12 protein-coding genes are annotated in these 14,075 nt (G+C 70.4%); 4 read left to right on the forward strand and 8 right to left on the reverse strand.

Going from position 1 to position 14,075, the window contains the following annotated elements; genetic code table 11:
• Window positions 1-173: 173 nt before the first annotated feature.
• Genes SAHL_RS14575 through SAHL_RS17875 form a run of 3 tightly spaced genes read right to left on the reverse strand, consistent with a single transcriptional unit; the run spans window position 174 to window position 3,354 of the window.
• Window positions 174-1,031, reverse strand: a complete 858-nt coding sequence (locus SAHL_RS14575; protein ID WP_123592150.1) for an SDR family oxidoreductase — start codon at window positions 1,029-1,031, stop codon at window positions 174-176.
• Window positions 1,032-1,039: 8 nt separating this feature from the next.
• Complete coding sequence (locus SAHL_RS14580) at window positions 1,040-2,221, reverse strand: heme biosynthesis HemY N-terminal domain-containing protein (protein ID WP_123592151.1); 1,182 nt, start codon at window positions 2,219-2,221, stop codon at window positions 1,040-1,042.
• The gene (locus SAHL_RS17875) at window positions 2,221-3,354 is read right to left on the reverse strand and encodes a uroporphyrinogen-III C-methyltransferase (protein ID WP_184947742.1); all 1,134 of its coding nucleotides are present in this window, start codon (window positions 3,352-3,354) and stop codon (window positions 2,221-2,223) included. Before SAHL_RS17875 ends, SAHL_RS14580 begins: the two co-directional genes overlap by 1 nt.
• Here SAHL_RS17875 and SAHL_RS17880 point away from each other — a divergent pair.
• Window positions 3,341-3,646 carry a hypothetical protein gene (locus tag SAHL_RS17880; RefSeq protein WP_184947744.1) on the forward strand — a complete coding sequence of 102 codons (306 nt, stop codon included), beginning with the start codon at window positions 3,341-3,343 and terminating at the stop codon, window positions 3,644-3,646. The genes SAHL_RS17875 and SAHL_RS17880 overlap by 14 nt on opposite strands.
• Window positions 3,647-4,013: 367 nt before the next feature.
• On the opposite strand, the gene SAHL_RS14590 is transcribed toward SAHL_RS17880, so the two are convergent.
• The 4 genes from SAHL_RS14590 to SAHL_RS14605 all read right to left on the reverse strand — a co-directional run bounded on the left by SAHL_RS14590 (window position 4,014) and on the right by SAHL_RS14605 (window position 7,663).
• On the reverse strand, window positions 4,014-4,784 hold the full coding sequence (locus SAHL_RS14590; RefSeq protein WP_123592153.1) for a uroporphyrinogen-III synthase: 771 nt from the start codon (window positions 4,782-4,784) through the stop codon (window positions 4,014-4,016).
• 152 nt (window positions 4,785-4,936) lie between these two features.
• The gene (hemC, locus tag SAHL_RS14595; protein ID WP_123592154.1) at window positions 4,937-5,857 is read right to left on the reverse strand and encodes a hydroxymethylbilane synthase; all 921 of its coding nucleotides are present in this window, start codon (window positions 5,855-5,857) and stop codon (window positions 4,937-4,939) included.
• A gap of 28 nt (window positions 5,858-5,885) precedes the next feature.
• A complete protein-coding gene (locus SAHL_RS14600) occupies window positions 5,886-6,617 on the reverse strand; it encodes a LytR/AlgR family response regulator transcription factor (protein WP_123592155.1) in 732 nt (243 codons plus the stop codon).
• Window positions 6,617-7,663, reverse strand: a complete 1,047-nt coding sequence (locus tag SAHL_RS14605) for a sensor histidine kinase (RefSeq protein WP_123592156.1) — start codon at window positions 7,661-7,663, stop codon at window positions 6,617-6,619. The genes SAHL_RS14600 and SAHL_RS14605 overlap by 1 nt, the downstream gene beginning before the upstream one ends.
• A 100-nt stretch (window positions 7,664-7,763) precedes the next feature.
• Between SAHL_RS14605 and argH the strand changes: the two genes are divergently transcribed.
• Entirely contained in the window at window positions 7,764-9,149 is a 1,386-nt protein-coding gene (argH, locus tag SAHL_RS14610) for an argininosuccinate lyase (RefSeq protein WP_123592157.1), read from the forward strand.
• 76 nt (window positions 9,150-9,225) lie between these two features.
• Window positions 9,226-9,738: a DUF1269 domain-containing protein gene (locus SAHL_RS14615; protein ID WP_123592158.1), complete on the forward strand. Its 513-nt coding sequence runs from the start codon at window positions 9,226-9,228 to the stop codon at window positions 9,736-9,738.
• A 66-nt stretch (window positions 9,739-9,804) separates the two neighbouring features.
• On the opposite strand, the gene SAHL_RS14620 is transcribed toward SAHL_RS14615, so the two are convergent.
• Complete coding sequence (locus SAHL_RS14620; protein ID WP_123592159.1) at window positions 9,805-10,671, reverse strand: NAD(P)-dependent oxidoreductase; 867 nt, start codon at window positions 10,669-10,671, stop codon at window positions 9,805-9,807.
• Between the two features lie 82 nt (window positions 10,672-10,753).
• Between SAHL_RS14620 and SAHL_RS14625 the strand changes: the two genes are divergently transcribed.
• On the forward strand, window positions 10,754-14,008 hold the full coding sequence (locus SAHL_RS14625) for a DUF748 domain-containing protein (RefSeq protein WP_123592160.1): 3,255 nt from the start codon (window positions 10,754-10,756) through the stop codon (window positions 14,006-14,008).
• Window positions 14,009-14,075: the final 67 nt, after the last annotated feature.

The raw sequence follows: 14,075 nt of genomic DNA on the forward strand, positions 1-14,075 counted from the left end.
AACCGCACGCGGTGGGCGATTAGCCGCCCAAGCCGCGGTCATCGCTGGCTTGATGCAATATCCGGGCTAGGGCAGCTCGTTGCGGCAATAACGATCTTGGGGGTGTCGCACCGGGGAGCCGTCGACACGCGGTACGACGCCGCAGCACGCATCGATGGCGCCTTAGGGCATCCTCAGTCCGCTGACTGTGCGCGCAGACTGGCGGCCAGCCCGTCGCGAAAATCCGTGAAGTGCGGCTCGATGCCGCTATCGGCGACCAGCCGCGCGTTGCTGAGCCGTCGCGACTCGCGCAGGAACGACAGGCGCATGGCCGAGAATCGCGTCTCGGCCTCATCCCAGCCGATGCGGGCCGGCCGCTCGAGGCCCAGCATGTCCGCGAGCGTGTCGTAGAAGATGCCCAGCCGCGTCGGCTGCCCGTCGCAGGCATTGTAGACGCCGTGTGCCCAGCGCGTGCGGCCGGCCTGCCAGGCGTATTCCGCCAGGTCGTCGATATGCACCCGATTACTCCACCCCCCGGCCGCGTCGTCGAGGATCGGTTCGCCGGCGCGCAGGCGATCGACCGGCAGCCGATCGGGGCCGTAGATGCCCGGCGCCCGCAGCACGATCGCATCCCCGCGCAGGGCGCGGACTTGCCGCTCGGCGTCGACCCGGCGCCGCGCCCGCGCCGTACCCGGCCGCAGCGGCTGCGTCTCCGTAGCCCAGGCCCCGCCGCAGTCGCCGTACACCCCGCTGGTACTGATGTAGACGACATACTCGGGCAGGCTCGGCAGCGCCGCCAGTGCGGTGGCCATGCGGGTGTCGGTCTCGCCCTCCCTGGGCGGGGGCGCGAAATAGAACAGCCGGTCGCAGGCCGGCAGCGCCGACAGGTCGCCGTCGAGATCGAGCGTGAGCGCGCGGGCGCCCACGGCCCGGACGCGGGCCGCGCTGGCCACACTGCGGACCACGCCGACGACCTCCTCGCCGGCGGCGACCGCACGCGCGGCGACCCGGACCCCGGTGTCGCCGCAGCCGATAATCAGGCTGGTCGCCATGCCAGCGCTCACGAACCGGTGTGCAGTTCCAGGCCCTGCCGGTAGGCCTGGCGGGCCTCTTCCTTCTCGTTGATCTCCTCGAACAGCCGGCCCAGCTCGAGCAGCGCATCCGGGCGCGACTGGCTCTTCTGGCTGGCCTCGAAGTAGCTCCTGGCGCGGCCCCAGAGGCGGTTGCGCAGGCACAGACGGCCCGCGACCAGCAGCAGCTCGGGCTCCTCGCCGTACTGCTTGAGCCAACCTTCCACGGTCTGCAGCTGGGCGGTTCGGTCGTGGCTCTTCAGATCGCCGAACAGCAGCACGAGCGACGGATTCCACTCGCGCTTGAGCACGTCGCGGATCGCATCGGCGGCCTGATCGTCGGCGTTCGCCGCCCGCAGGCACTCGACATAGCGCTCGACCATCGACGACTGACTGCGCAGGCGCTTGGGCACCCGTTTCCAGGCGGTGGTCAGCGCGATGCTGTCCTGGCCCTGACGCGCCAGCAGGTCGCCCCAGGCCGATACGCCCATGGCATCCACCCGCGCCGGCGGCATGTCACCGTGCTTGTAGAGCTGAGGCACGAGCGTGCGCAGTTGCTCGTAATCGCCCGCCGCATAGGCCTGCTCGGCGTAGAGTCGCAGCACGAGCGGATGCTGCGGCTCCATCTGGTACAGCCGCGACAGGCTGGCCATGGCCTCGGCCGTCTGGCCCTGCTCGATCTGCAGGCCGGCCTGGGTCATCAACACCGCGAGTTCGCTCACGCCACGCTGGGCGGCGGCCCGCTCCAGATAGCGATCGCGGTCGGCGACATGGCCCTGGCGCTGAGCGGCGCGGGCGGCGTTGAGATAGTTCAGCCCCGGCGCCTCGTTCTGATCGGCCAGACGCTTGAGTTCGCTCTCGGCCCGGCTCCAGCGACCTTCGGCGAGCCGCACGAGGCCGTCATAAAGCGAAGCGCGGGCCTTGCGCGCCCGGCGCCGGGCGAGACGCTCGCGTATCGCGCGCGGCATCAGCACCCCCGCCACGACCAGCCGCCACAGCGTGATCACCAGCCAGAGCGTGATCAGCAGCGCACCGGCGGCGAACAGCAGCGAGGTCTCGATCTGCCAGCCGCCGAAGGCGATGAGCAGGTAGCCCTGCTGATCCCGGAAGACCAGCGCGAGCACGATCCCCAGTATGAGGAAGACGAAGAAGATCAGCAGCAGGCGACGCATCACTGACTGCCCTCGCCGGCCTCGTCACCGGCGCTGTCGCCGCCGGCTTCGGCGTCCGCGCCGGCGGATGAATCCGAGGAGGAATCGGCTTCGTTCCCACCACGGTTTTCCATGACGTCGCGGAGCTGGGTCAGGCTCTTGGAGATGTCCGGCGGGTTCCAGTCGAGCTCCACGTTGCGCATCTGTTCGAGCTGATCGATCAGCCCGGAGACCGCCGAAGCGTCGGTGTCGTAGTACTCCTCGAGCCAGGATTTCGCCGACGCCAGGCTCTCGCGATAGCTCTCGGTGTTGCGCTCGAGCAGGGCGAGCTGGGCGCTGCGCAGCTGCAGCTGCAGATTCTGGCTGAGGAAGAAGACCTGGTCGGGCGGCAGCAGCGCCCGCTGGGTACCATCGGCGCGCCGGATCGTCAGCATGCCCGACAGCGCCTGCGACATGGAGTCCTTGAAGTGGGCCCAGCCCTGGGAGAAGTCGATGTCGTCGAGCGCGGCGATCCCGGTGGGGCCGTCGGACGATTCCGAATCGCCCGCCTCGGCCGACTCCGACTGATACTCCGTGGGCACATCGGCGGCCAGCGGCAGATCGGCGACGCGGTCCATCATCGAGGACAATTCCAGCGCCAGTCCCTCCACATCCGGATCGGGCAGCGCCTTGAGCGCGGCGATCTCGTCGACCACCGCCTCCCGGATCTCGAACAGGCTCGGATCGCTCATGCGACCGATGGCGTCGCTGGCCATCTCGAGCGCGGTGCGCGCGCCCTCGGGGTCGTTGTAGAGCTGCAGCCTACGGTTCGCGGCCTGCAGGAGCGACTCGATCTGACGCAGCGCCCAGCGGTTGCCGGTGCTGTCCTGACGCTCGGCCAGGCTGGCAATGCGCGACTGCGTGGCCTTCAGATTCTCGCTCACGCCTTCGAGATCGCCCGCCAGAGAATCGACCCGCTCGCGCGTCTGCCGCGTCTCTTCGCGCACCGAGCCGATGCGGTTGCCGAATTCGTCGAGCTTGGGCTCGACGATATCCTGGACGCTGGATTCCAGCCCTTTCTCGACCGTGCTCAGACGCGACTCTTGGGAAGCCAGCCGCTGTTGGCCCTGGTACCACACCCAGCCGGCCAGCACGAGGGCGATGGCGGCAACCACCAGGGCGACGATCGCGATGATCCGCGCCGTACCCCCGCTACCACCGCTGCTCGCACGGCCGGCTGCCGGACGCGCGGGCGTGCCGGCACCACCGGACGATGTGCCGGCCGTCGCCGCGGATGCGCCGGCACCGGCCGCCGCGGCCCCGGTCGAGGTCGTGTCTCCGGCGCTGCCTTTCGAGGCGTTCCTGTCGGGCGCGGTGCCGGTGGCCGGCGCACCGCGATCGGCCGCCGCCGTTTTGCCGGGCGACGATGCGCCCCCCGCTGCGGAGCTCGCCTTCGGCTTCGATTGACCGCCGGCGGTCGCCCCCTTGTCGGATGCGGGCGCCGCCTTGCCGCCGGACTTCGCGGACGCGCCCGAGCCGGCGGTGTTCGCCTTGCCGGCAGCGGTCCCGGCTGCGCCCTTGCCGGACTCAGACTTACCGGGCTCTGGTTTGCCGGGCTCTGGTTTGCCGGACGCTGCCTTATTGGGCTCCGCTTTAGCGGGCTCCGCTTTGCCGGGCTTCGACTGGCCGCTATCGGCGGTCGAACCGGACCCGCCGCGCGCACCGGCGCTCGGGTTATCGGCGGAGTCCTCGCCGCGGGCGCCCGAACCGGACTGGGCGTCTTTGCGCTTATCTTCGCTCATGGAATGCCGGATTCCCCCGATACCGTTGACCGCTATTGTCGATCGCCTCGCCAGACCCGCGCAAGCGCGGTCACCACTGCCTCGCCGCTCATGCGGTCGACGACGACGGGCGCGCGGGTCCAGCCCTGGCCTTGATCGGCCTGTTGTACCACACGCCTGCTCGGCGCCACCAACCGGAGCCGTGCCAGCGCCGCCCGGTGATCGTCGCCGGCCAGCGTCAGCAGATGCGCCAGCGCCTCGCCGCTGGTCACGACGACGGCGTCGGCGCGGTCCAGCAGCCGGGCCAGCCGCGCCGGCCCGATGTCGGCGCCCCGGCGACGATAGAGCGCAACCCGCGTCACGGCGGCACCGCGTGCGGCGAGCGTGTCCGCGAGCGCCGTGCGGCCCCCCTCGCCCGACAGCACCGCCGCGCGCTGGCCGTGGAGTGACGCGAGGCTCTCGAGCGCGAGCAGCCGCTCGCTGGTGAACGCGCCCGACGGTCGCGCCACCGGCCGGCCGCTGGCGGCTTCCAGCGCGTCGGCGCTGGCTGCGCCCACGCCGTAGAGCGTGCCTTGCGGCGCGAAATCCGGTTTGAGCCGCCACGCCGCATCCACGGCGTTGGTACTGGTGGCAAGGATCCGGTCGGCCGCCTCGGCCGCGATCAGGCCGGCGCGGGCCGCCTCGATGTCGGCCGGCGGTTCGATCGTGAGCAGCGGCTCGCGAAGCACCGTGGCGCCGGCGGCCTCGAGGGCGGCCGCCCAGCCTTCGGCCTGGTGCGCCGGCCGTGTCAGCCAGACCCGACAGCCGCTCAGCGGCGCGCGCATGCCCTAGCGTCCCGCGACGTGTCGCGACATGGCGTCCGAACGATGTGTCGTGACGGACGCGAGTCGGTCACGCGCCGCATCGGCGACTCGGGCCATGACCGCAGCGGGGGCCAGGGAATCGGAATCGCGCATCGAATCCGCCCCGCGGTGCACTAGGCGAGATCCGCGAGGATGCGGTCGGCGCCGGCGGCCAGCAGACGCTCGGCCAACGCCTGGCCGAGACCCGCCGCCTCGCCGGTGGGCCCCGAGATCTCGTCGCGCACCATCACGCTGCCGTCGGGCTTGCCCACGGCGGCGCGCAGCCACAGCGTGCTGCCGTCGTGCTCGGCGTGGGCGGCGATGGGCAGATGACAGCTGCCCTCCAGGCGCGCGTTGACCGCGCGTTCGGCGTCGACACGGATATGGGTGTATTCGTCGTCGAGGGCGGCGATCCGGCTCGCCGTGACCTCGTCGTCGGCGCGGATCTCGATGCCGAGCACGCCCTGGCCGATCGCCGGCAGGCTCTGCTCCGGGGTGAGCGCGCTGCGGATGCGCGCGGCCAGCTCGAGCCGTTCCAGACCCGCGCAGGCCAGCAGGATGGCGTCGTACTCGCCGGCGTCGAGCTTGGCCAGACGTGTCTGGACATTGCCGCGCAGGTTGGCGATCTCCAGATCGGGGCGCAGATGCTTGAGCATGGCCGCGCGCCGCAGGCTGGAGGTCCCGACCCGGGCGCCCGCGGGCAGGGCTTCGACCGAGTCGTGATCGTTGGAGACGAAGGCGTCCAGCGGACTGCCGGGCGCCAGCACCGTCGGCAGCGCGAAGCCGGGCGGCAGTTCCGCGGGCACGTCCTTCATCGAATGCACCGCCAGATCCGCCTCGCCGGCGGCGAGCGCCGCCTCGAGCTCCTTGAGAAACAGCCCCTTGCCACCGATCTCGGCCAACGGCCGATCGAGCACGCGATCCCCCTCGGTGCGGATGGGCAGCAGGACGACTTCGACCTCGGGCAGCGCGGTCTGGAGGCGCACCTGGACATGGCGGGCCTGCCAGAGCGCGAGCTCGGACTGACGGGTGGCGATGCGAAGCGTCTGCGTCATGGGGCGTTCCTCGGTGTGGGCGGACGGCTCAGGATTCGAGCAGGGTACGCACGTCGGCCAGCCGGCGGCGGCTGACCGGCACGCTGTCGGCCACGTGGCGCAGCGTGATGCGGGCACCGCCCTGGCCGTCGAAGCGCAGCCCGGTGATATGGCGACAGGCGACCAGCGCCTTGCGGTGGATGCGCATGAACGCCGGCGCCAATGACTGTTCCAGTGTCAGCAGCGACTGGTCGATGAGCATCTCGCCGGTGCGATGATAGACGGTGGTGTATTTGCGGTCGGCCCAGAAATACAGGATGTCGTCGACCGCCACGCGGTCGATGCCGTCACGCGTACGCGCGGTGACGTAACGCGGTGATGCCTCGCCGTCGCCGTGATCGGCGAGCGCGGCCAGCTGGGCCCGGCTCGGCCGCCGGGCACGCGCCAGCGCGGCGGCGAGATCGTCGCGGCGCACGGGCTTGAGCAGATAGCCGGCGGCATGGCTGTTGTGGGCCGACAGCGCGTGCTCGCTGTACGCGGTGACGAAGATCACCGCCGGTGGCAGCTCGGCTTCGGCCAGAATCCGCGCCACCGCGAGCCCGTCCATGCCCGGCATGTGCACGTCGAGCAGCACGGCGTCGGGCGCCTGTTCGCGCACGCAGCGCAGCGCCGTCTCGCCGTCGCCGGCCTCGGCGGCGACGCTGCAGTCGGAACAGTCGGCGAGCAGGCGGCGAAGCCGCTCGCGGGCGAGCGGCTCGTCGTCGACGATGACCACTTTCATCACGAGTCGGAACGGTCCTGGGGCAACTGCATGTCCACGATGAAACGCTGTTCGTCCCGGGCGATGTCGATGCGGGCCGTGTCGCCATAGCGTAACGCCAGTCGCCGGCGGATGTTGACCAGCGCCTGTCGGTTGCCGGGCGCGGCCGGCGCGTCGGCGGCCAGCGGATTGGTCACGCGCACCACCAGCATTCGCTCCCGCAGACCCGCGGCCACGCCGACCGTGCCGCCGGCCGGCAGGCGCGCCACCCCGTGTGCGATCGCGTTCTCGACCAGCGGCTGCACCGTCAGCGCCGGCAGGCGGCAGCCGCGCGCGGCCGGATCGATGTCGAAATCCAGGGTCAATCGCTCACCCAGGCGCAGCTGCTCGATGCGCGCATAGGCCTCGACCAGCACCAGCTCGTCGGCCAGCGTCACCACGTCCGGCGCGTCGTCGGCCAGGCGCGCGCGCAGCAGGGCCGCCAGATCCTCGAGTGCCCGCTCGGCCGCGGCCGGCCGGGCGGCGATCAGCGCGGCCACGCTGTTGAGGCTGTTGAAAAGAAAATGCGGCTCGATCCGCGCCTGCAGCGCCTCCAGGCGCGCCTGCACCTCCGCCCGGGCATGCTGCCGCCAGGCCGAGCGCAGCCAGAAATAGCGCAGGGCCAGCGCGGCGACCACGGCACAGATGCCCAGGCTGCGCGCGACGAACGCCAGATGACCGGCCGGGCCGAACAGCGGCGAAAAGCCGGCGTAGCGGCCGGCCACGAACGTGATCTCGGTGATCGCGAAGGTCACCGCCAGCAGGGTCAGATAGGCCAGCGCGACCACCCCGCGCGCATCCAGATGCCCGGCATGGCGGCGCACCAGACACAGCGCGGCGGCGCTGCAGATCCCGATCCACTGCAGATAGACCGACAGCAGCAGCAGCCGTCGCGGCAGCGCCGCCGGGTCGGCCTCGCCCAGAGCCAGCACCACCGCCACGGCCTCGCAGACCAGAAGCACGTGCAGCACGCGCGACCCGGTGCAGAAGTCCGGCAGGAATTCGACGGGTTCACGCGCGGCCTGCATGCACGCGAGTGTTCGACCCCGCCGGGCGAGCGTCAAGCCGGGCCCGGGCGCCCGGCGTTGCTATACTCGCGCGCCGGCACCCGCGGCAGAGCGAGACATCATGGGCAGCAGCGACAGTCATCAGACCTGGGGCGGACGGTTCTCCGAGGGCCCGGACGCCCGGGTCGCGGCCTTCACCGAGTCGGTATCCTTCGACGCCCGGCTGGCCGCCCACGACATCCGCGGCTCCATCGCCCATGCGCGCATGCTGGCACGCGTGGGCGTGCTGACCGACGCCGAGTTCGACGCCATCGCGGCCGGGCTCGAGGCCATCGGCGAACGCATCCGGGCGGGCGACTTCGTCTGGGACCCGGCCCTCGAGGACGTGCACATGAACATCGAGGCGCGCCTGACCGAGGACATCGGCGCGCTCGGCAAGAAGCTGCACACGGGCCGCAGCCGCAACGACCAGATCGCCACCGACATCCGCCTCTGGCTGCGTGACCGGCTCGACGCGCTGAGCGCGGAGGTGGCCCGGCTGCGCGCTGCGCTCGTCGATCTGGCCGAGCGCGAGGCCGACACCATCATGCCGGGCTTCACCCACATGCAGGTCGCCCAGCCGGTGACCTTCGGCCACCACATGCTGGCCTGGCAGGCCATGCTCGCCCGCGACAGCGAGCGGTTGGCCGAGGTCCGGGCGCGCGTGAACCGCCTGCCACTGGGCGCGGCCGCACTCGCCGGCACGACCTTTCCCATCGATCGCGAGATGGTCGCCGCGGAGCTCGGCTTCGACAGCGTGATCGACAACTCGCTGGATGCGGTCTCGGATCGCGACTTCGCCATCGAGTTCGTCTCCGCGGCCGCACTCGTGATGACGCATCTGTCGCGCTTCTCCGAAGAGCTGGTGCTCTGGATGAGCCCGGCCTTCGGTTTCGTCGATCTACCCGACCGCTACTGCACGGGCTCGTCGATCATGCCGCAGAAGAAAAACCCCGACGTGGCCGAGCTGGTCCGCGGCAAGACCGCCCGCGTCAACGGCCATCTGGTCTCGCTGCTCACGCTGATGAAGGGCCAGCCGCTGGCCTACAACCGCGACAATCAGGAGGACAAGGAGCCGATCTTCGATGTCGCCGACACCGTCATGGTCAGCGTGGCCCTCTATGCGGACATGATGCCGCACGTCACAGTTCACGCCGACACCTGTCGCGAGGCCGCCCGCCAGGGCTTCGCCACCGCCACGGATCTGGCCGATTATCTGGTGCGCCGGGGCGTGGCCTTCCGCGACGCCCACGAGATCGTGGGCCAGAGCGTCCAGCACGCGATCCGGGTCGGCTGCGACTTGGCCGAGCTCGATCTGGCCACACTGCAGGGGTTTTCAGATCACATCTGCGCCGACGTCTACGAGGTGCTCACCCTCGAGGGCTCCGTCGCCGCCCGCGATCACATCGGCGGCACCGCCCCGGCGCAGGTGCGCGCGGCCGCGGCCCGGGCCCGTCACACGCTCTGAGCACGACGGCTGCATCCCTGGAACACACACGCGGCGTACGAGTCCAACGAACATCGCTCCGACAACGGATAACCGTATGAAGCGCCGACTCTATTTCCTGCTGCCCGACATCGAGACCACCCAGCGCGTGGTCGACGATCTGCTGCTCGCACGCGTGACCGAGAACGACATGTACGTGGTCGCGCGCGAGGACGCCCAGACCCGCGACCTGCCGCAGGCCGGCGTCTCCCAGACCTCGGATCTGGCCGGATCGGCCGAACGCGGTGCGGCCGCGGGCGGCGTCACCGGGGTTCTGGCCGGCCTGGCCGCGATGGCGTTCCCGCCGGCCGGTATCGCCGTTGGCGGCGGCATGGTCGCCGCAACCGGCCTGGGTGGCGCCGGCTTCGGTGCCTGGGTCTCGAGCATGATCGGCATCCGCCACAACAACGCCAAGGTCGAGCAGTACGAGCAGGCCATCCGCGACGGCCGCGTGCTGATGATGGTCGACGTCGATGACGGCCGGGTGGACGAGATCCAGAACGTGGTCCGTGACAACCATCCCGACGCCCGCATCGAGGGCACCGATCCGCACAAGCCGGCTTTTCCGTAGACATCGGCCGCGGCGGCGCCCGGCCGGCAGCATACCGCCACCGGCCGGGCCCGTCGGCCCGTCGAGCTAGCGTTCGAACAGATCCCGCCGGGCGCGATAGAGCGCGGAGATGTCCTCCTCGCCGTAGCCGTCTTCGATCAGCTGCTCGTATTCCTCGCGCGTGGCCGCCGACAGCGGCAGGCTGCCGCCGTTTAGCTCGGCCATGTGCAGGCAGATGCCGAGATCCTTGTAGTGGTGCTTCATCTTGAAGCCCGGATCGAAGACATCGCGGACCATGGTCTTGCCACGGTGGTTGACGAACCAGTTGCCGGCCGCGCCGGAGCCGACCACATCCACCACCTTGTCCAGCGGCAGATCCAGCGCCGCGGCGAAGCGCATGCCTTCGCAGACGGCCTGATTGATACCGGCGCAGAGGATCTGGTTGACGGCCTTGGTCGCCTGGCCGCTGCCGACCCCGCCCATGTGGGTGATGCTCGCGCCCATGGCCTCCAGCACCGGCGTCGCGCGCTCGAAGACCGCCTCGTCGGCGCCGACCATGATCGAGAGCGTGCCCTTCTCGGCGCCCTCGGTGCCGCCGGAGACCGGCGCGTCCACGAAGGCCGCACCCTTGCGGGCCACGCGCTCGGCGGCCTCGCGGGCGGTGTCGCTGGCGACCGTCGAGCAGTCGATGACCACGTGCCGCTCGGTCAGACCGTCGACGATCGCGTCCACCATGGCGAGCACATCGGCGTCGGCACTCACGCAGAGCACGATCGCCTCGGCCTCGGCGGCGACATCCGCCGGGTCGGCGACGGCCTTGACGCCGTAGCTGTCCGCGAAAGCCTTGGCCTTTTCCGCGGTGCGGTTGTAGACGGCCGTCAGCAGCCCGGCCTTGTGGAGATTGGCGGCCATGCCGTGGCCCATGCCGCCGAGACCGATGAAAGCGGTGTTCATGTTGTGCCCCGCGTTGAAACGTGTCGGAAAACTAGAGGCCGATGATAGGCTCTTGTGCTGACGCGGCCAATCGACCCTTCGGATGACACTCACCCGCGGCCTGCGCCGCATTCTCTACGCGCTCGCCGCCCTCGCCGTCGTCATCGCCGCGGTGATCATTGGCGCGCCCCACGCGGCGCGCGCCTTGACGATCCATTATCTGTCGACCCAGGGGGTGACCGCGACCATCGACGCGGTCGACGTCAATCTGTTCACGGGCCGTATCGAGTATCGAAACGCCCGCGGCGAAACGGACGCCGGCGACGGCTTCGAGATCGGCCGGCTGGCGGTGTCGATCGACTATCCGCCGCTGTTATCCAAGCGGATCAGCCTGTCCCGGTTCGCCCTCGAGGAGGCCACGATCGACATCCGGCGGACCGCGGACAACAACCTACGCGTGGCCGGCGTGCCCGTGACGGGCGGCGGCAGCAGCGACGGAGGCGGCGGCTGGGGGTTCGCGCTGCACCGGCTCACGGTCGACGGCCTCGCCCTGCACTACCGGCAGCCGGAGATCGGCGACCAGCCGGCCATCGACCGCGAGATCGTGTTCGACCAGTCCGGCGCCCGCGACCTGGTGACCTGGCAGACCGACAATACGGTGTCGGTGGACGCCGACATGACGGTGGGCGAAGGCCGCATCGGCCTCGAGGGACGCGTGGTGCCGTTCGGCGACGAGCTCAGCGCGCAATTCGAGATCGAGACGAACGCTCTGCGGCTGGAGCTGCTGAGCCCGGTCGCCCGGCGCGGCGGCCTCAAGACCTTCACCGGCCGGCTCGACGCCGAGCAGCGCGTCGATCTGCGCTATCGGGCCGACAGCGGCCTCGACATGGACGTCGAAGGCGAGGCCGAATGGCGCGACTCGCGCCTGGCCCTGGGCGACGGGGTCACGGCGGCCAGTCGACAGGCCGATTGGTCGGGCCGGGTGACCATGCGCCTCATGCGGGCCGACGGCGAACCCGGCTCGATCGAGACCGACGGCCGGCTGGACACCGCCGATCTCGATCTGCAGGCCGGCGGCTCGAGCGGCCTCGAAGCGGACAGCGCCCACTGGCAGGGCAGCACGCGCACCACGCTGACCGCCGATGGCACCCGCGCGGGGCTCGACGGCACGCTCTCCGGGCAAAACATGAGCCTGACGTCCGGCAGCGACACCCGCCTGCACGCCGATCGCTTCGACAACCGCGGCACGACCCGCATCGACATGGCCACGGCCGAGGGCGCGCCCGGGCGCATCACCACCGACAGTGCCCTCGATGCCACCGGGCTGGATATCCGCGGCCCGGCCGGTTTCTCGCTACGCCAACCCCAAGCGCATTGGCAGGGGACGAGCACGACCACGTTCGCCGCCGCGGGCCCGCGCATCGAGACCGACGGCCGGCTGACGGCCGGTGAGTCCACGCTCTCGGCCAGCGGCGGGACGCGCGTCGAAAGCCCCGGCTTCGAATGGCAGGGCACCACCGCCACCACCCTCGCGGCGGAGGCGACCACCGTGGACAGCGACGGCCGCCTGCAGGCCGACGCACTCACCCTGGCCGTCGGCGACAGCCTGACCATCGACGGCACGAACCTCGACTGGCAAGGCACCACCCATACGGTCGCCGACAGCCAAGCAACGCGCGTCGAGACCGACGGCACGCTGTCCAGCGCGGACTTTGCCTTCCGCGTACCGGAAAGCGGCGATTTCACGGCTGCCACGCTCGACTGGCACGGCGACTTCTCGCTGGACATGGCCGCACTGACTGCTCGCCGGGCCCGGGGCCGCGTCATCGCGAGCGAGGCCCGCACGAGCATCGCCGGCGCCGACCTGGCCATCACGAGCCAGCGCATCGTCTTCAACGGCGAATACGCCGAGCAGCCCGTCGGCGACGCGCTGCGCCTGAGCGTGGACGGCGACGTCGACGGCCACGAGTTCGCGGTCATGAACACCGCCATCGACGCAGCCTGGGCGTCGATGCTGCAAGGCTACGCCAAGCGGCTGACGATTGACGGCCTCGACGACATCGCGCTCGAGTCGCTGGAGACCAGCGGCCTGCGCCTGCTCGGTGACACGAACACCGACGTGGCCGTGCTCGAGGCCGTCACCGGCACGGCCCGCCGATTCCGGCTGACCGATCTGACCCATTACCGGCTCGCCGATCTCGACATCAAGGAGACCGACATCCATCTGCGGCGGGACGACGGCGGCATGGGCGTGATCTCCGAATTCTTCGGCGGCGGCACGTCGGACGAAACCGGCGGCGACGGCGACCCCGAGGCCGGCGCGGACTCGGGCCCGGGCTCGACCTTCGCGCTCGATCATCTCGGCGTTTCGGGGCCGCGCATCCAGTTCCACGACGTCTCGGTGACGCCGGACGTCGCACTCAGCGGCGCCAATATCAACTTTGTGCTTGAGAACCTAGACACCGGCCAGACCGACAACCGCGCCCGCTACCGCCTGGCCCTGGACGTCGGCGCCTACGGCCACCTCGACAGCCGCGGCGAAGTCTCGCCGATGGGCCGCGGCGGACTCGACATGGAAGCGGATGCCTGGCTGCGCTCGCTCGCACTGCCCCCGCTGTCCGGCTACATGAACGCCGCGCTGGGTCGACGCATCGCCGGCGGCGTCGCCGACGGCACGCTCTCCATCGACGCCACGAACGGCGAACTCGATGGCAACCTGGACACCACGCTGGCCAATTTCCGGCTCGCCGAGGACGGCGGCCAGGCCACGGAGATCGCTTTCGGCATCGACATGGACACCGCGCTCGCGCTCGTGCGCGGCCAGGACGATCTCATCAACTTCGAGACCGCCATCCTGGGCGATGTCAGCAACCCCTACTTCTCGATCCGCAACCTCGTGCGCGAGGCGATTCTGGCCGGCCTGCGCACCGCTCTCACCAGCGATTACTCGCCGGTCGGACTGCTCAATCGCGCCAAGAACGCGATGATGGACCTGACGCGTTCGCTGGCCTCCCGGCCGGTGATCTTCGTGTCGGGCAAACACTACGTGCAGTCCGAGGACCGGCCCTATCTCGCACGCCTGGCCCAGGCCATGCGCGAGGATACGTCCATCGAACTGACCGTGACCGGGCACGCCGTACCGGGCGACCGTGACGGCATGGCACTTTTCCACGGCGAGGAGGTCGACGTGCAGAACGCGCTCGACCTGCGCGAACTGGCGCGCCTGCGCGGCGAGGCGGTGCGCGACTATCTGGCCGCGCGCAACGTCAACCCGGACCGCATCACCACCCGCGAACCGGTGGTCGAACGCAGCGAAGAGGCCCGACCACGGGCGACCTTCACGATCTCCGGCAACTAGCCCGGATATTGCACCAAACAGAACGGCGAAGCCGGTATAATCTCTTTAGTAACAACCAATTACTTAA

It is taken from the genome of Salinisphaera orenii subsp. halophila YIM 95161, from assembly GCF_003732545.1.
GTDB lineage: Bacteria > Pseudomonadota > Gammaproteobacteria > Nevskiales > Salinisphaeraceae > Salinisphaera > Salinisphaera orenii_A.